We start from the raw sequence: 16,380 nt of genomic DNA, 5'->3' as shown, positions 1-16,380 counted from the left end.
GATCACCGCGGGCCCGACCCGCACAGGACGAAAGGAGCGTGTCATGTTCAAAGGATCTTTTCCTGCCCTGGTCACGCCGTTCAAGAACGGCGAACTGGATCTGGACACGCTCAAGAAACTCGTCGAGTGGCATATCGGCGAAGGCAGCCACGGCCTTGTGCCCGTGGGCACCACAGGCGAGAGCCCGACGCTGACCCACCGCGAACACGAGACCGTCGTCGAAGAGGTTGTGCGCGCCGCCGCAGGCCGTATCCCGGTGATTGCCGGGGCGGGATCGAACAACACGCTCGAGGCGATCCGCTTCATGCAGCATGCCGAAAAGGTCGGGGCCGATGCTGCGCTTGTCGTGACGCCCTATTACAATAAGCCCACGCAGGACGGCATGATCGCGCATTTCACCGCGCTGCACGAATGCTGCGATCTGCCGATCATCATCTACAACATTCCCGGTCGGTCCGCCGTGGACATGATGCCCGACACTATGGGGCAACTGGCCAGGCTGCCGCGCATCATCGGTGTCAAGGACGCCACCGGTGATCTGGCGCGGGTCTGCGCGCAGCGGCTGACCTGCGGCAAGGAGTTCATCCAGATTTCCGGCGAGGACGCCACCGCGCATGGCTTCAACGCGCAGGGCGGCGTCGGTGTCATATCGGTGACCGCGAATGTCGCGCCGAAACTGGTGGCGCAGGTGCAGGAGGCGACGCTGGCGGGCGATTATGCCACCGCGCTCGAATTGCAGGACCGGCTGATGCCGCTGCATAGCGCGATCTTTACGGAACCGGGGCTGGTCGGCGTCAAATACGCTATGTCACGGCTCGGGCTGTGCAGCGAAGAGGTGCGCACGCCGCTGGTCGGGCTGAGCGATCCGGTCAAGGCGCTGGTCGAGGACGGCATGCGCCATGCGGGCCTGATCAACTAGGCCGCCCGGTGACAGATCCTCAGCCCCTCCTGCGCGCGATGTTCGACCAGGCTGTGGCCGTGGCTGACCCGATGCAGAGCCTTGCCGCGCACCTGCCGCCACGCCCCGAGGGGCGGCTGGTGGTGATCGGCGCGGGCAAGGCAAGCGCGCGCATGGCCGAGGCGGTCGAGGCTGCCTACGGCCCCTGCGAGGGTCTGGTGATCACGCGATATGGCTATGGGCGGCCTTGCAAAGGCATCGAGATCGTCGAGGCCGCGCATCCGGTGCCCGATGCGGCAGGCATGCAGGCCACAGCGCGGATGCTCGATCTGATGGCAGGTCTTGGCGAGGCGGATATGGTGTTGGCGCTGATCTCGGGCGGCGCATCCTCGCTTCTGGTGCAGCCCGCGGGTGCGGTGACGCTGACCGAGAAACAGGCGGTCAACACCGCGCTGCTGGCGTCGGGCGCGCCCATCGGCAAGATGAACCTGCTGCGCAAGCATCTGAGCCGGGTGAAAGGCGGGCAACTGGCCGCCGCCGCATATCCTGCCCGGATGCGAGTGCTGATGATTTCAGACGTGCCGGGCGATGATCCAGCGATGATCGGCTCGGGCCCCACGGTGGGCGAGGCCTCCACACCCGCCGACGCCCGCGCCATCGTCGCGGCCTATGGCATCGATTTGCCCGCCTCGGCGCAGGCGGTTCTGGCGGGACAGACCGGGGTGATCGCACCGGATGATCCGCGCCTGTCGCGGGTCGAGAACGTCATCTACGCCGCCCCCGTCCAATCACTGGAGGCCGCCGCTGAAATCGCCCACGAAAACGGCATCGAGGTGGTCAGCCTTGGCGACGCGCTGGAAGGCGAGGCACGTGACGTGGCGCGCGCGCACGCCGCCGAGGCACGTGCGGTTCAGGCCACGCTTGGCGCAGGCGCGTCGCCCGTGCTGCTCCTTTCCGGGGGCGAGTTGACGGTGACGCGGCGCGGCGACGGGGTCGGCGGGCCCAATGCCGAATACGCGCTGGCGCTGGCACTGGCGCTCGATGGCGCACCGGGCATCCACGCCATCGCCTGCGATACCGACGGCGTCGACGGTGCGGCAGAGGTGGCGGGCGCGGTGATCCATCCCGAGACGCTGACCGAGGCCGCCAAACGCGGGGTCGATCCGCAGCTGGCACTCGACGGGAACGACGCGCACAGTTTCTTTGCGGCTCTTGACGATCAGGTTGTTCCCGGTCCGACGCTAACCAATGTGAACGACTTTCGTGCCATCCTGATTGCGCCTCTCTGACGCGCCGTCGGCGACGGGATTCAAGTTTAGAGTCGCAATTATGCCCAGAATTTGCGATACTTTCCTTTGTTTTGAAAGGAGTTTTCGCATGAAGCGCCGTTTCCTTCTTGCCGCCATCGCCGCCGTGACAGTGGCCACAGCCCTGCCCGCCGTTGCCGCCCCCAAGCGGCTGAGCGCCTCTGAGATAGATACGCTGTTGGCAGGCAATACGATTTCTGGCACCTGGTCGGGCACCGCCTATCATCAGTATTTCGCCACTGACGGGACGACCCTGTATGTCCCGGATGGCGGGGAAGACGACGAGGGAAAATGGCGCGTGAACGCGGACACCAACGAGTATGAAAGCTGGTGGCGAAGCACCGGCTGGACGCCTTATGCCATGGTCCGCACCGATGAGGACGGCTACGCCTGGGTGAATGGCGACCGGCTGGAGCCGTTCACGGTGCAGGAGGGACGGCAACTGGAATAGCGCCGTTCAAGGGGTGCAGGAGGCGCGGTCAGCCGCGCCGGATATCTGCGCCGAGCGTCGCCATCAGCGGCTCGAAGATCGGGAAGGACGTGGCGATCGGACTGCCGTCATCGACGCTGACGGGGTCTTGTGTTGCCATGCCCATAACCATGAAGGACATCGCTATGCGGTGATCGAGATGGCTGGAGCAGGTTTGGCCGCCGGGCACATTGCCATGGCCCAGGCCGTGCACGATCCACCAGTCTGGGCCATCCTCAACGGTCACACCTCCGGCGCGCAGTCCTGCCGCCATCGCCTCGATCCGGTCGCTTTCCTTGACGCGCAATTCCTTGACCCCGCGCATCACGGTCTTGCCCCTCGCAAAACCCGCCACCACCGACAGGACGGGATATTCGTCAATCATGCTCGCGGCGCGTTCGGGCGGCACATCGACGCCCTTCAGATCCGGCGAAAACCGGGCGCGCAGGTCTGCCATCGGCTCGCCGCCTTCCTCGCGCAGGTTCTCATACTCCAGATCGGCCCCCATCTCGCGCAGCGTGGTGAACAGTCCCGCACGCGTCGGGTTCAGCCCGATACCCGGCACCAGCACGTCAGAGCCAGGGGTGATGATCGCCGCGCAGACCGGAAACGCTGCCGAAGAGGGATCGCGCGGCACGACGATGCTCTGCGGGATAAGTTCCGGCTGCCCGGTCAGGGTGATGACACGGCCCTCTTCGGTCACCTCGGTCGTGACCTCGGCACCGAACCCGGCCAGCATGCGCTCGGTATGGTCGCGGGTCGCTTCCTTTTCTATGACCACCGTCTCGCCGGGCGCGTTCAGCCCGGCCAGAAGCACAGCGGATTTCACCTGCGCCGACGGTACCGGCACCTGGTAGCGCACCGGCACAGGCTCGGCCGCACCGACCACGGTCATCGGCAACCGGCCACCCGCGCGCCCCACCGCCTGCGCCCCGAATAGCGCCAGAGGGTCGGTGACCCGCGCCATAGGCCGTTTGTTGAGGCTCGCATCCCCGGTGAACGTCGCGCAGATCGGCGAAGTCGCCATCGCCCCCATGATCAGCCGCACCCCGGTGCCGGAATTGCCGCAGTCGATCACCTGTTCAGGCTCGGCAAAGCCGCCCACGCCGACGCCATGCACATGCCATGTGCCGTCCCCGTCGCGCGTCACCTCGCCCCCGAAGGCGCGCATCGCCTTGGCGGTGTCCAGAACGTCCTCGCCCTCCAGCAACCCGGTGATCACGGTCTCACCCACACACAGCGCCCCGAGGATGAGCGCCCGGTGCGAGATCGACTTGTCCCCCGGCACATCGGCCCGACCGCTGAGAGGCCCGGATCTGTGTGAGGTCATGGGAACGGGCGTGGCATGGCCGGACATGGGCGGCGGTCTCCTGAAAAACGCGAAATCGCCTGCCTGATAGCGCAGGCAGGCGACCTCGTCCATCGCTCTTGCGTGTGGCTCAGCCCATGTCGAATTGCAGCGAGCGGATCTGCTGGAACTTGCCCGTCGCGTGCAGCGCCTTGATCGCCGCGTCCGGCACGGGCGCATCGACATAGAGGAGCGCGATCGCCTCGCCGCCCGCATCCGAGCGGCCAAGGGTGAAATTGGCGATGTTCACGCCGTTCTCGCCCATCGTCTGGCCCAGCGTGCCGATGATCCCCGGCACGTCCTCGTTGGTGGTATAGACCATGTACTGCCCGATCTCGGCGTCGATATTGATGCCCTTGATCTGGATGAAACGTGGCTTGCCGTCGCTGAACACGGTGCCGCCGATGGAGCGTTCGCGCTTGTCGGTGACCACGGTGATCTTGATGTAGCCCTCGAAAGCACCGGACTTGTCCTGCTTGGTGGTCGAGATCTTGACCCCGCGTTCCTTGGCCACGACGGGGGCGGAGACCATGTTCACCTCGGGGTTGACGGACTTCATGATCCCCGCCACTGCGGCAGAGGTCAGTGCGCCAAGGTTCATCTCGCTGGCCACACCATCGTAAAGGATGTTGATCGCCTTGATCGGCTCGTCGGTCATCTGGCCGATGAAATTGCCAAGGTGATCCGACAGCTTGATCCACGGCCCCATAACCTTGGCCTCTTCGGCTGTCACCGACGGCATGTTGAGCGCGTTGGTCACTGCACCGGTCAGCAGGTAATCCGACATCTGTTCGGCCACTTGCAGGGCGACGTTTTCCTGCGCCTCGGTGGTCGCGGCCCCCAGATGCGGCGTGCAGACCACGCCTGCCAGACCGAAAAGCGGATTGTCCACTGCGGGTTCCTCTGCAAACACATCAAAGCCCGCACCCGCCACATGACCCGCGTTCAAGAGGTCCGCGAGCGCCTGCTCATCCACCAGCCCGCCGCGCGCGCAGTTGATGATGCGGACGCCCTTCTTGGTCTTTTCAAGGTTCTCACGGCTCAGGATGTTGCGGGTCTGATCGGTCAGCGGAACATGCAGAGTGATGAAATCGGCGCGCTTCAGCAGCTCATCGAGTTCGACCTTCTCCACCCCCATCTTGTCGGCCTTTTCCTGACCGAGGAACGGGTCATAGGCCACCACCTTCATCTTCAGCCCGCGCGCGCGGTCGCAGACGATGCCGCCGATATTGCCCGCACCGATCACACCGAGGGTCTTGCCGGTCAGCTCCACCCCCATGAAGCGCGATTTCTCCCATTTGCCCGCCTGGGTCGAGGCCGACGCCTCGGGGATCTGCCGCGCCACGGCGAACATCATCGCGATGGCGTGCTCGGCGGTGGTGATCATGTTGCCAAAGGGCGTGTTCATCACGATCACGCCCTTTTTGCTGGCTGCGAGTTTGTCGATATTGTCGGTGCCGATGCCTGCGCGCGCGATCACCTTGAGATTGGTGGCATTGGCGAGGATCTTTTCGGTCACCTTGGTGGCTGAGCGGATGGCAAGACCATCATACGCGCCAATCACCTCGGCGAGCCTGTCCTTGTCCTTGCCCAGATCGGGCTGGAAATCCACGTCGATGCCGCGATCGCGAAAGATCTGCACGGCGGTTTCGGAAAGTTTGTCGGAGACGAGTACCTTGGGAGCCATTTTTGCTGGTCCTTTGATGAAACATTTGGGGGAGGGTCCGAATTCCTTGAAGGAATTCGGACCGATTTCTTTTCAAGAAATCGGGGGTCACGCCGTCTCGGACAGCGCCGCGATTTCGGCTTCAAAAGCCCATTCGATCCACGGCATCAAGGCTGCCACATCCGCGGCCTCAACCGTGCCGCCGCACCAGATGCGCAACCCTGGAGGGGCGTCGCGATAGGCCCCGATGTCATAGGCCACGCCCTCGGCCTCCAGCCGCTTGGCCACCGCTTTGGCAAACGCCGCGCCGTCAGTGATACGGTCGTCGGTGAATTTCAGGCAGACTGAGGTGTTCGAGCGGATCGCCGGTTCCTGCGCCAGAAAGGTCAGCCACCGATGCCCGGCGACAAAGGCCTGCACGGCGGCGAGATTGGCATAGGCCCGCTCGCGCAGCCCGTTCATGCCGCCCACCGAGCGCGCCCAGTCGAGCGCCAGCAGATAATCCTCGACCGCCAGCATCGACGGCGTGTTGATCGTCTCGCCGACAAATATGCCCTCGATCAGCTTGCCGCCCTTGGTCAGGCGGAAAATCTTGGGCAGCGGCCACGCGGGCGTATAGCTTTCCAGCCGCTCGACCGCACGGGGGGAAAGGATGATCATGCCATGCGCGGCCTCGCCACCCAGCACCTTCTGCCAGCTGAACGTGGTGACATCCAGCTTGTCCCAGGGCAGGTTTTGCGCGAAGGCAGCCGATGTGGCATCGCAGATCGTCAGTCCCGCGCGATCCGGTTTGATCCAGTCGCCATTGGGCACACGCACTCCGCTCGTGGTGCCGTTCCAGGTGAAGACCACGTCATTGTCGGTATCGACCGTCTCCAGATCGACGATCTCGCCATAATCGGCGGTCTTGACCTCGGCGTCGAGTTTCAGCTGCTTGACTGCGTCGGTGACCCAGCCCGCGCCAAAGCTTTCCCAAGCCAGCATTTCAACGCGGCGCGCGCCCAGCAGGTTCCACATTGCCATTTCCACAGCCCCGGTATCCGAGGCGGGCACGATGCCGATGCGGTAGTCGTCGGGAATGCCGAGGATCTCGCGCGTGCCCTCGATGGCGGCCTTGAGCCTGGCCTTGCCCACGGCGGCGCGGTGGCTGCGGCCCAGGGGCGCAGCCGACAGCTTGTTCAATTCGAAAACGGGGGGTTTGGCACAGGGGCCAGAGGAAAAACGCGGATTTGCCGGCCGCGTTGCCGGTTGTTCAATAGCCATTGCTGCTATCCTTCCAGATAAGCGCCCCTCGTTGGGGAGGGGTGTCCCACCTGCGGGATTACGGCCGCGCGGGGCGTTTCGCAAGTGCAGAAATGACGCAGAATCGAAAAAGACGGTCGTTTTCAGTACAGTGACATCTCGCGCGTTTCCCATCGGAACGCGCCGCATCTGATGGGATCAGCGCAGGCCCGGGAACCGCGCCACCGAGACACCCGCCGCTTCAAGCGCCGCGCGCAGGCCGCGCGCGATCTCCACTGCTTCCGGCGTGTCGCCATGCAGGCAGATCGTATCGATCCGGGTGGGGATATGCTTGCCGCTTTCGGCGACGATCGCGCCCGCGCGAATCATTTCGAGGATACGGGCGGCGGCGCAGGCGGGATCATGGATCACCGCGCCCGGCTTGCGCCGGTCGACCAGCGTGCAATCGTCGTTATAGGCGCGGTCGGCAAAGATCTCGCAGGCCATGCGCGCGCCGAGATCGCGGGCAGCCACCTCCTGCGCGGTGCCTGCAAGCACCATCACGATGATCTCGGGATCGACCGAAAGTGCTGCGGCATAGGCGGCGCGGGCTAGTTCCGCGTCCTCAGAGGCCATGTTGGCGAGCGCGCCATGCAGTTTCAGATGGCGCACCGCGCCCCCCGCCGCGCGCGCCATCGCCTGCGCCGCCCCCAACTGATAGCGCACCAGGTTGCCGAGCGTCTCGTGCGCCAAATCGATGCGCCTGCGGCCAAAGCCTTGCAGGTCAGCAAAGCCGGGATGCGCGCCGATGCCCACGTCACGCGCGACAGCGCCCGCCATGGTCCGCGCCATCACGTCCGGGTCGCCCGCGTGAAAGCCGCAGGCGATATTGGCGGAACTCACCACCTCCAGCAGGGCGGCATCGTCGCCCATGGTCCAGGGGCCAAAGCTCTCGCTCATGTCGGCATTCAGATCGACGCTTGCTTGCATGGGTCAGGTCTCCTCGTCATGGCCTGCGGTGACACCGCTGATAAGTTGATAGGACAGCAGATCGCGGATGTCATCGGGGTTGCGTATAAGGTGGTCGAGTTTCGCCCGCAGCCCCTTGCGGGTCGTCTCGGCGGCGCGTTCAGCGGCGAGACCCTCCTCGGGCGTGACAAAGCGAAACCGCAGTTGCGCGCCGGGCTGCGCCTGCGCAACGCGCGGCAGGTCGCAGGGCAGGACCGAGCCGATGCGCGGATAGCCACCCGTGGTCTGGCATTCCGACATCAGCACGAAGGGCGCGCCGTCGCCGGTGATCTGGATATCACCCGGCACGATCACTTCGGACAGGACCGAAAGCCCGGCCGCGCAGGCAAAGCCCTCGCCGTCGGGATCGAAGCGCACGCCCATCCTGTTGCCGCGCGCGGCGCGGGTGAACTGCGTGGCCTCGAAGCGGGTAATCTCCTCATCTGGGAATAACCCGGTCTGAAACCCCGGCACGAGACGCACCTTGCCCCCCTCGAACCGGTCATCGCCAGGCAGGAAAAGCCCGGTCTCGGCCTCGGCCCGGTCCTCACCCAAAGGTAGATCGTCGCCCGCCGCGATCAGCGCGCCAAGCCCCGCCGCAAGATGCGCCGAGTGCGCGCCGAGACGCTTGGGCGTGGCGATGCCGCCGCCCAGATGCAGGTAGCCATAGACGCCGTGTGTCGCCGCCCCGACACTGAGACGGCTGCCCGCGTGCAGCAGGTACGAGGCGTTCCACGCCAGCGGCGCGCCGTCCAATTGCGCACGCATCGGCGCGCCGGTCAGGGCGATGCGGGTATCGTGGCTGACCTCGAACGTGCCGCCCATGCCCGCCATTTCCAGCGCCGCCAGCCCCTCGGGCTGATGCAAGAGCGCCGCGCCCTCGGCCATGGCGAGCCGGTCCGCCGCGCCGCCACGCGAGAGGCCAAAGGCGAGGTATCCGGGCCGGCCCAGATCCTGCACGCTGACACCGGGCCCGGCGTCATGAATGATCAATCGGCGTGTCATCGGATCAGCTCGGACCGGGCACCGCCATCGGGGCCGTCCTTGCGCAGGCGGTCATAGGTCTCGCGGTCGGTCGCCTCGAATATCACCTCGTCGCCCGGGCGCAGGACAAAGGGCGCCTCCGCATCGGGGCGAAACAGGCGAAAGGCGGTCTGCCCGATATGCCGCCAACCAGTGGGCGTGGTGACCGAAAAGAGTACCAACTGTCGGATCGCCACGGCCAACGCACCAGTCGGCACACGGTCGGTCAGCGCGGTCTGGCGGGGGATGTCCCAGGCCTCCGGCAATTCGCCCAGGTAGGGCTGACCGGGGGCGAATCCGATGGTCTGCACGCGCACGCGGGTGCTGGCGATCTCCTGCGCCGCCGCTTGCTCTGTCAGCCCTGCCGCCTTTGCCGCTTCGGCCAATTGCGGGGCCAGATCGGTGCCGTAAACGGTGGGAATGCGCCAGAAGCTGCGCCCCTCGGGAAGATCGGCGGCATACCAGTCGCGGCTGTCGAGCAGCGTCTGGAGTTCCGCGCGCAGATCCGCCGCCTCGATGCGCAGCGCATCGAAGCGCAGGAAGGTCGAGACGAGCGAGGTGGTGCTTTCCTCGACGCCCTCGGGCGTGACCTGCTCCACCGCTGCGCGAAAGGCGAGGGCTGCGCGGTTGGCAGGCTCGCTCAACGTCTCGCCGAAGGAGACAAGCAGACCATCGAGCCCAACCCGCCCGATCCGGGGAAAGCGTGCATCGGCGCGTATATCTTGATCCGTTTCGCTCACGGGGCGGTTTCCTTCGATCTCGCGCATGCCTCAAGGTCTATTGGACAGCTTGCGGCAGGAAAAGGGCAATCTGCCGAAAGGCGATGAGCAGCCCGGCCATGACCAGCATGGTCGCCGCATAAGGTGCCGCCCCCAGCATCACCTCGGACATCCGCCCGCCCTGCCGCTCATGCGCTGGCCCATACTCCCGGCGACACCCGCCGTAAATCTCGTTGATCGCTGTGCTATTTTGGCGACCCCGGCAGGATTCGAACCTGCAACCTGCCCCTTAGGAGGGGGCTGCTCTATCCAGTTGAGCCACGGGGCCGCGCGGGGTCTGATTACTCGGCGGCGGTCCGTTTGTCATCGGTTGATTTCACATGAGCGGCGATTCCGTTCATGTCCGTCATGCGCGGGCCGCTTGATCCGGCGGGTCTGTTCACGGTAACACTTGATCAAAGCCTTTTCTGGACAACGCCCGTGACCAATCAAGACCGCCACCCCCTGACCTTGCGCGACGTGTCCGAGTGCGCGGGGGTGTCGGAGATGACCGTCAGCCGCGTGTTGCGCAACAAGGGCGACGTGTCGGACGGCACCCGGCAGCGGGTGCTGGAAGCCGCCAAGCGGCTCGGCTATGTGCCCAACAAGATCGCCGGCGCGCTGGCCAGCCAGCGGGTGAACCTGGTGGCGGTGATCATCCCCTCGATGTCGAACATGGTCTTTCCCGAGGTGATGACCGGGATCAGCCAGGTGCTCGAGGAAACCAGCCTGCAACCGGTGGTAGGGCTGACGGGATATCGTCCCGAGAAAGAGGAAAAGGTCCTATACGAGATGCTCTCGTGGCGGCCCTCGGGCGTGATCATCGCGGGGCTGGAGCATTCGGATGCGAGCCGTGCCATGCTGCGCGCGAGTGGCATTCCGGTGGTCGAGATCATGGATGTGGATGGCACGCCGATTGATTCTGTCGTGGGCATTTCGCACCGCCTCGCCGGGCAGCAGATGGCGCAGGCGATCATCGGCGCGGGCTATCGCCGGATCGGCTTCATGGGCACCAAGATGCCGCTCGATCACCGGGCGCGCAAACGTTTCGAGGGGTTCACAGAGGCACTCGCCAAGGCCGGAATCGAGATGGCCGATCACGAGTTCTATTCCGGGGGCTCGGCGCTGCTCAAGGGGCGCGAGATGACCGCCGAGATGTTGCGGCGCACGCCGGATCTGGATTTCTTGTATTATTCCAATGATATGATAGGCGCGGGCGGGTTGCTCTACCTGCTGGAACAGGGCGTGGATATTCCCGGCGACGTGGGGCTTGCCGGGTTCAACGGCGTGGAGTTGTTGCAGGGCCTGCCGCGCGAGCTGGCCACCATGGATGCCTGCCGGCTGCAGATCGGACGCCGCGCCGCCGAGATCATCGCCGCCCGCGCCGACCACCCCGAGACCGCCGAGCCGGTGCGCGTCGCGCTGGAACCCACGATCAGCCTGGGCGACACGCTGCGCCGCGTCTGACGCGGTTTTTACGCCGCGCGTGCGTTTCCATTTTGCATTTGCCTCGCGAATCGCAAAAGGCTGTGTCGAGCCGTCTTGAGTACGGTGCAAGCAACAGGGGCGTACTCCATGAAAATCGGCTTTATCGGTCTGGGCAATGTCGGTGGCAAACTGTCCGGCAGTCTGCTGCGCAATGGTCACGACCTGACGGTCTATGACCTCAACGGCGATCTGGTGCAGGGCTTTGTCGCGCACGGGGCCAAACCTGGCGAAAGTCCGGCGCAGCTGATGCGCGACAGCGAGGTGGTGATCACCTGCCTGCCGTCGCCCGCCGCGTCTGACGCGGTAATGATGCAGATGCTGCCCGAGGTCGGGCCGGGCAAGATCTGGCTGGAGATGTCCACCACCGATGCAGGCGAAATCCGCCGACTGGCCGGGATGGTCGAGGCGCGCGGCGGGGCGGCGGTGGATTGCCCGGTCTCGGGCGGCTGTCACCGGGCCGATACCGGCAATATCGCGATCTTCGCGGGTTGTGCGCGCGAGACCTTCGAGCGGGTTCTGCCGCTTTTGACGACGATGGGACGGCGGGTGCTGCATACCGGAGAGACCGGCAGCGCCTCGGTGCTCAAGGTGATCACCAATTACCTCGCCACTGCCAACCTGCTGAGTTGCTGCGAGGCGCTGGTCACGGCCAAGGCGGCGGGAATGGATCTGGCCACTGCCTATGAGGCGATCAAGATCAGTTCCGGCACCTCCTTCGTGCATGAAACCGAAAGCCAGGTGATCCTGAACGGTAGCCGCGACATTTCCTTTACCATGGACCTGGTGAAAAAGGATATCGGCCTCTTTCAGAAGATCGCCGACGAGGCGGGTGTGCCGCTGGAACTCTCGCCGCTGCTGCTCTCGATCTTCGATGACGGCATCGCGCGCTATGGCGAACGGGAATTGTCGCCCAACATTATCCGTCGGCTGGAGGATGCCACGGGCCTCGATATCCGCGCGCCGGGCTTTCCGGCGCAGATGACCGACGACGAGCCCGAAGAGCCGGGATACGAGGTGCGTCCCTCGGCGCGTTAACCATCGCGGGGCTTTCCCCTTGCCAAGAATCGCGTGCCGTAGTCCCATTCTGTGGGGTCGTGGCGGGTTTTTGTGATGATGTTGGCGGCAGGTTTGTTGGGAATGGTGGCCGTTGGCGCGTCGGCATTTGTCGGTCTGGGGGGAGGGTCTGACAACACCCCCGAACCCGACGCCGCACCCGATGACGGTCAGCAGGACAGCGATACGGATCTGCTGGATGCGCTGGTGCAAGATGCGGGTGAGGCCGCGCAGCCGGTCTGGCAGGTGATTGCCGGGCAAGGCGAGGCCGAGGTGATTGCCGGGACCGACGGCCAGGATCAGATCAACGGCTATCAGGGTGAAGACACGATTAGCGGCGGGCCCGGTGCGGATGTGCTGCATGGCGGTGCCGGGCAGGACGTGATCTCGGGCGATGGCGGCGATGACTCGCTGCACGGGGGGGACGGCGATGACGATCTGCGCGGCGGTCCTGGCGACGATACGCTCTTCGGTCATAACGATGATGACCGGCTGTCTGGCGGCGCTGGCGATGACAGTCTTGTCGGCAGTGCGGGGGATGACGCGCTCGCGGGCGGGCAGGGTGCGGATGCGCTGCATGGCGATATCGGCAATGACCGTCTGACCGGGGATCTGGGGCAGGACACGCTCTTTGGCGGCATCGGAGATGACACGCTGAACGGCGTGGTCGACGATCCGGACACTGCGGCGCGCGACGATCTCGATGGGCGGGATTATCTCAATGGCGGATCGGGCGATGACGTGATCATTGCCGGGCAGGAGGACGTGGTCGACACCGGGTCGGGGGCCGATCAGGTGATTCTCGGTGACTGGCTGACGGCCAGGCATCAGGCGGAGATCCTGGATTTCTCGGTGGCGGAGGATTCGCTGCTCGTGGTTTATGACGATACTTCCGGCGGTGCCCCCGAGATCGGGCTGGCCTCTGATCCCGAGACCCCCGAGACGCAGCATCTTGTGGTCGAGGGCGTTCAGTTGGCGACGATTGCCAATGCGGCGGGGCTGACGCTGGACCATGTCACGCTGCTGCCGCAGAGCGGGCTGGCCGGGTTGATCGGGTCCTGAAACACGGAATGGATTTCCGCTTTCATTCCCCGTCGAATTCTCCTATACGCGCCTATCCTTCGGGCCCGGCCCAAAGGCATATCTCATGGACCTTGCTGGACGACATCCCGGCTTGTGCCCGAAACCCTGAATCACAAGGAGATCCCGATGTCGATCACTGTTGAAGAAAAGCACCGCCTGATCAAGGAATTCGGCACCAAGGAGGGCGACACCGGCTCGCCCGAAGTGCAGGTTGCCATCCTGACCTCGCGGATCACTACGCTGACCGAACATTTCAAGACCCACAAGAAAGACAATCACGGTCGCCGTGGTCTTTTGATGATGGTTGCGCAGCGCCGCAAGCTTCTTGACTACCTCAAGGGCAAGGAAGAGGCCCGTTACACGGACCTCATCAAGCGCCTCGGCATTCGCCGCTGAGCACCTCTCGCCAGACAGGTTTTCGGACGCCCGCCTTGTGAAAGGCGGGCGTTTCGCTTTTTCAAAGGCGCTGCGCGGTCATCTGACCCAGACCTCGACCCGGCGGTTCACCTGGCGGCCCCAAGCAGTGTCGTCGCAGGCCATGGGCATCGCCTCGCCAAACGCCTCGACACCGATGTCGATCTCGTCGAGCCGCGCAGTCTCGGCGGCGCGCGTCACTGCGCGGCGCACGGTCTCGGCCCGGCGCAGCGCGATTTCCCGGTTCGTGCCTGCCGCTCCTTCGCCATCGGAAAACCCGACAAAGACGAGGCGGCGGCTGTCATATAGCCCCACCTCCAGCGCCTGTGCGAGTTGTTCGGCGTTGGACCGTGACTGTGCATCGAGTCGCACCGAACCGGTCTCGAAGCGGAAGGTGGTGGTCAGTCGTTTCAGCGGCGCCAGCGTGCGGACCATGCGCTGCAATTCGTCAAGGCCCAGCTCTTCGCCTGCCCGCGCGATCGCATTGGCGAAGCGATCACCCTGCGCGTTGATCTCTATCGCTTCGGGGGTCTGATCCACAAACCCCGCGCGACGGATCACCAGCTGTGCCGACGGATCGCGCAGATAGGCCATGAACTCGCGCCCCAGCTTGGGCAGGCGGCGCGCGGGCAGGTAGAGAAAAAGCGGCGCGGTGAGCGGGTAATCCTCGGTCTTGACCGCGCGCCGCGTGGCACGCAGGGCAAAGCCGCAGGCCCCGGTGATCGGCAATTGCCAGGTATTGCCCTGCTCCGACCGCGTCGTCAGCCCCAGGGCGAAGGGATCCTGCGATACCGTCCGGGCGAAATCCGTGCCATTGGCATGGCGCTTGACCCGGTCCAGAATATGCCGCCCCGCAGGCGTCAGAACCTGGTCGATGCTGGCCTGCCCGATACCCGTCTCGGGGGCCCAGAGGTGAATGTCGATCGGCGCATCCGGTCCGCCGAGGTCGGCCCAGTTGGTGATTTCACCGGCCAGGGCGCGTGACAGCTGGTTCAGGCTGATCCCCTGCACCGGGTTGCTGGGGGCGACGACCGGGATGAGCGCGTCAAGTGCGAGGATGCGCGCGCGGCCCGGGGCCGAGAGATCACCGAGCCCGGCCTCGCGCGCGCGTTCCAACTCGTGCTGACGGATCTCGCGCAACGTCATCGCGATGTCGGCCTCGTTGGCCAGCAGATCGGCAAAGCCCTCGTCGGTATTGGTCAGGCGAAAGGTGAATTCCCCGATCAGCGGCCCGTCCTCGGCGGCGTGCAGCTCAAAACGCAGCTCGCTCGGCGTGTCGGCGGCGCGGGTCAGCACGTATTCGCCGCGAATGGCAAAGGCCTCTAGCAGGGCAGGCATGAGCACGCGCCCCACGGTGGGTGCGCCGGAAAACACCAGCCGCGCGACATAGGCCTCGAGATTGGGGCAGCCCGGCCCGTCGCAGGCCACGCCCGAGCCGTCGACGGTCAACTCGCCATAGACCGTGTCGACGCGGTAGAATTCGCCGTCGAAGCCCAGAAGGTTACCGGAAATCTCGACATCGCCGTCATGCGAGCGCAGGGTCACGTCCTGTGCTGTCACGGGGATTGCCATGACCCAAAGGGAAAGTGCGGCGAGGATCGCCGCACGCAATGCTGTCATGTCCTGCCCCCTTGACGATCACGTTATCAGTTTCGCGCAATCTTCAGGTCATTGAACAGGTTTTTCAACACAAGAAACTCTCCGACCGCCGCACAATCGGGCATGGCGAGCACGAGATCCTGAACCTTGAGGCCGCTTGGGGCGGTGGCGATGGTCTGCGCCTCGAGGTCACGCCCGCAATTGGCGGCGCTCACCTCGGCCTCGACCCGCAGTGTCACTTCTCCGCCGCGCCGGGCGTTGGCGGTGGGGAAGGTGTAGATTTCGGCCATCAGGGCGCGGTCGGCCTCGGGCAGGCCGAGACGGGTGAGAAATCCGCCTTCGCCCGCGATGCCGCGTGCCTTGTCTTGACCGGCGGTGGCCCAGACATGGCCCGCCTCTCCGAAATCGGCGCCGTATTCGAGCGCATGCAGCCCGAGGCTGTCGGCGCTGCCGCTCCACTGCACGACAAAGCGGTCGTAGAGGCCGAGCGTGTCGACATCGGCGGTCGCAAGCGCGCCGTTGCCATCCGGGAAGGAGGCGATAAAGACTGCGTGCTCGGCGAGGGCCGGCACTTCGAACATGGCCTGGCCCGAGGCGTCGGTGACGGCGCTGAACATCATGCCGTTGTGGTGCAGTGTAAAGCCTTCGTTGATGCGGCAGGGGGCAGAGAGGGTCAGTTCGACCATCGCGGCCTTGCGCGTCGCGACCTGCATCTCGTAGGCGCAGTCAAAGGTGGGTGCGGTTTCTTCCTGGGGCAGGGCGTCTGGTGCGGCGATGCCCTCTGCCACCGCGAGCTTGACCGGCATGGCCGGAAGCGCGGCGGGCGCGGGCATGGCGGCGGGCGGTGTCGGCGCGGCCTCGGCCGAGGTCAGTTCGATCTGCGAGATATCGACCGGTTTCTCGATCACGGGCAGCGCGGAGGTCTGCGCGGCGATGATACTGCCCGATGGGGTCTGCGCTTGCATGAAAAACCCGATGCCGAGCGCACAGGCAAAGGTGCCGCCCGCCATGATGTAACGTCGAGACTTGGACATAGCCCTCTCCA

Annotated in this window: 15 protein-coding genes and 1 tRNA gene; 7 read left to right on the top strand and 9 right to left on the bottom strand. The window is 65.1% G+C overall.

Features of this window, described 5'->3' with window-relative positions:
- The first annotated feature begins 43 nt into the window (after window positions 1-43).
- The 3 genes from dapA to BHD06_RS07835 all read left to right on the top strand — a co-directional run bounded on the left by dapA (window position 44) and on the right by BHD06_RS07835 (window position 2,656).
- Window positions 44-919, top strand: a complete 876-nt coding sequence (dapA, locus tag BHD06_RS07845; protein WP_080456535.1) for a 4-hydroxy-tetrahydrodipicolinate synthase — start codon at window positions 44-46, stop codon at window positions 917-919.
- 8 nt (window positions 920-927) lie between these two features.
- The gene (locus tag BHD06_RS07840; RefSeq protein ID WP_254892342.1) at window positions 928-2,187 is read left to right on the top strand and encodes a glycerate kinase; all 1,260 of its coding nucleotides are present in this window, start codon (window positions 928-930) and stop codon (window positions 2,185-2,187) included.
- 88 nt (window positions 2,188-2,275) lie between these two features.
- Window positions 2,276-2,656 (top strand): hypothetical protein, encoded by a 381-nt coding sequence (locus BHD06_RS07835; protein WP_080456436.1) that lies wholly within the window; start codon window positions 2,276-2,278, stop codon window positions 2,654-2,656.
- A 28-nt stretch (window positions 2,657-2,684) separates the two neighbouring features.
- Here BHD06_RS07835 and aroA read toward each other — a convergent pair whose 3' ends face one another.
- From aroA to BHD06_RS07800, 7 genes are all read right to left on the bottom strand, one after another.
- Entirely contained in the window at window positions 2,685-4,031 is a 1,347-nt protein-coding gene (gene aroA / locus BHD06_RS07830; protein WP_080456534.1) for a 3-phosphoshikimate 1-carboxyvinyltransferase, read from the bottom strand.
- An 82-nt stretch (window positions 4,032-4,113) separates the two neighbouring features.
- Window positions 4,114-5,709: a phosphoglycerate dehydrogenase gene (gene serA, locus BHD06_RS07825; protein WP_080456435.1), complete on the bottom strand. Its 1,596-nt coding sequence runs from the start codon at window positions 5,707-5,709 to the stop codon at window positions 4,114-4,116.
- Between the two features lie 87 nt (window positions 5,710-5,796).
- Window positions 5,797-6,951, bottom strand: a complete 1,155-nt coding sequence (locus BHD06_RS07820; protein ID WP_080456434.1) for a phosphoserine transaminase — start codon at window positions 6,949-6,951, stop codon at window positions 5,797-5,799.
- Between the two features lie 177 nt (window positions 6,952-7,128).
- Window positions 7,129-7,899, bottom strand: a complete 771-nt coding sequence (locus BHD06_RS07815) for a LamB/YcsF family protein (RefSeq protein WP_080456433.1) — start codon at window positions 7,897-7,899, stop codon at window positions 7,129-7,131.
- 3 nt (window positions 7,900-7,902) lie between these two features.
- Window positions 7,903-8,922, bottom strand: coding sequence for a biotin-dependent carboxyltransferase family protein (locus BHD06_RS07810; RefSeq protein ID WP_080456432.1), 1,020 nt, complete (start codon window positions 8,920-8,922; stop codon window positions 7,903-7,905).
- Complete coding sequence (locus BHD06_RS07805) at window positions 8,919-9,707, bottom strand: allophanate hydrolase subunit 1 (protein WP_080456431.1); 789 nt, start codon at window positions 9,705-9,707, stop codon at window positions 8,919-8,921. The genes BHD06_RS07810 and BHD06_RS07805 overlap by 4 nt, the downstream gene beginning before the upstream one ends.
- Window positions 9,708-9,910: 203 nt before the next feature.
- Window positions 9,911-9,987 (bottom strand) — tRNA-Arg (locus BHD06_RS07800).
- A gap of 152 nt (window positions 9,988-10,139) precedes the next feature.
- Here BHD06_RS07800 and BHD06_RS07795 point away from each other — a divergent pair.
- The 4 genes from BHD06_RS07795 to rpsO all read left to right on the top strand — a co-directional run bounded on the left by BHD06_RS07795 (window position 10,140) and on the right by rpsO (window position 13,718).
- On the top strand, window positions 10,140-11,165 hold the full coding sequence (locus BHD06_RS07795; RefSeq protein WP_080456533.1) for a LacI family DNA-binding transcriptional regulator: 1,026 nt from the start codon (window positions 10,140-10,142) through the stop codon (window positions 11,163-11,165).
- 108 nt (window positions 11,166-11,273) lie between these two features.
- Window positions 11,274-12,221 (top strand): NAD(P)-dependent oxidoreductase, encoded by a 948-nt coding sequence (locus tag BHD06_RS07790; protein ID WP_080456430.1) that lies wholly within the window; start codon window positions 11,274-11,276, stop codon window positions 12,219-12,221.
- A gap of 75 nt (window positions 12,222-12,296) precedes the next feature.
- The gene (locus BHD06_RS24640) at window positions 12,297-13,301 is read left to right on the top strand and encodes a calcium-binding protein (RefSeq protein WP_080456429.1); all 1,005 of its coding nucleotides are present in this window, start codon (window positions 12,297-12,299) and stop codon (window positions 13,299-13,301) included.
- A gap of 147 nt (window positions 13,302-13,448) precedes the next feature.
- Window positions 13,449-13,718, top strand: coding sequence for a 30S ribosomal protein S15 (gene rpsO / locus BHD06_RS07780; RefSeq protein WP_050662966.1), 270 nt, complete (start codon window positions 13,449-13,451; stop codon window positions 13,716-13,718).
- Window positions 13,719-13,796: 78 nt separating this feature from the next.
- Here rpsO and BHD06_RS07775 read toward each other — a convergent pair whose 3' ends face one another.
- Window positions 13,797-15,356 carry a substrate-binding domain-containing protein gene (locus tag BHD06_RS07775; RefSeq protein ID WP_080456428.1) on the bottom strand — a complete coding sequence of 520 codons (1,560 nt, stop codon included), beginning with the start codon at window positions 15,354-15,356 and terminating at the stop codon, window positions 13,797-13,799.
- A gap of 26 nt (window positions 15,357-15,382) precedes the next feature.
- Complete coding sequence (locus BHD06_RS07770) at window positions 15,383-16,369, bottom strand: hypothetical protein (protein WP_080456427.1); 987 nt, start codon at window positions 16,367-16,369, stop codon at window positions 15,383-15,385.
- Window positions 16,370-16,380 lie beyond the last annotated feature (11 nt).

This window comes from Roseovarius sp. A-2, from assembly GCF_002072155.1.
Taxonomy (GTDB): domain Bacteria; phylum Pseudomonadota; class Alphaproteobacteria; order Rhodobacterales; family Rhodobacteraceae; genus Roseovarius.
Note: the sequence above shows the minus strand (reverse complement) of the source record. Positions and strands in the feature narration are given on the sequence as shown.

Bases quoted from the DNA above. Each gene is read 5' to 3' on its own strand.
- dapA (WP_080456535.1), top strand. From the start codon at position 44: ATGTTCAAAGGATCTTTTCCTGCCCTGGTCACGCCGTTCAAGAACGGC.
- BHD06_RS07835 (WP_080456436.1), top strand. From the start codon at position 2,276: ATGAAGCGCCGTTTCCTTCTTGCCGCCATCGCCGCCGTGACAGTGGCC.
- aroA (WP_080456534.1), bottom strand. From the start codon at position 4,031: ATGTCCGGCCATGCCACGCCCGTTCCCATGACCTCACACAGATCCGGG.
- serA (WP_080456435.1), bottom strand. From the start codon at position 5,709: ATGGCTCCCAAGGTACTCGTCTCCGACAAACTTTCCGAAACCGCCGTG.
- BHD06_RS07820 (WP_080456434.1), bottom strand. From the start codon at position 6,951: ATGGCTATTGAACAACCGGCAACGCGGCCGGCAAATCCGCGTTTTTCC.
- BHD06_RS07815 (WP_080456433.1), bottom strand. From the start codon at position 7,899: ATGCAAGCAAGCGTCGATCTGAATGCCGACATGAGCGAGAGCTTTGGC.
- BHD06_RS07810 (WP_080456432.1), bottom strand. From the start codon at position 8,922: ATGACACGCCGATTGATCATTCATGACGCCGGGCCCGGTGTCAGCGTG.
- BHD06_RS07805 (WP_080456431.1), bottom strand. From the start codon at position 9,707: ATGCGCGAGATCGAAGGAAACCGCCCCGTGAGCGAAACGGATCAAGAT.
- BHD06_RS07790 (WP_080456430.1), top strand. From the start codon at position 11,274: ATGAAAATCGGCTTTATCGGTCTGGGCAATGTCGGTGGCAAACTGTCC.
- BHD06_RS24640 (WP_080456429.1), top strand. From the start codon at position 12,297: ATGATGTTGGCGGCAGGTTTGTTGGGAATGGTGGCCGTTGGCGCGTCG.
- rpsO (WP_050662966.1), top strand. From the start codon at position 13,449: ATGTCGATCACTGTTGAAGAAAAGCACCGCCTGATCAAGGAATTCGGC.
- BHD06_RS07775 (WP_080456428.1), bottom strand. From the start codon at position 15,356: ATGACAGCATTGCGTGCGGCGATCCTCGCCGCACTTTCCCTTTGGGTC.
- BHD06_RS07770 (WP_080456427.1), bottom strand. From the start codon at position 16,369: ATGTCCAAGTCTCGACGTTACATCATGGCGGGCGGCACCTTTGCCTGT.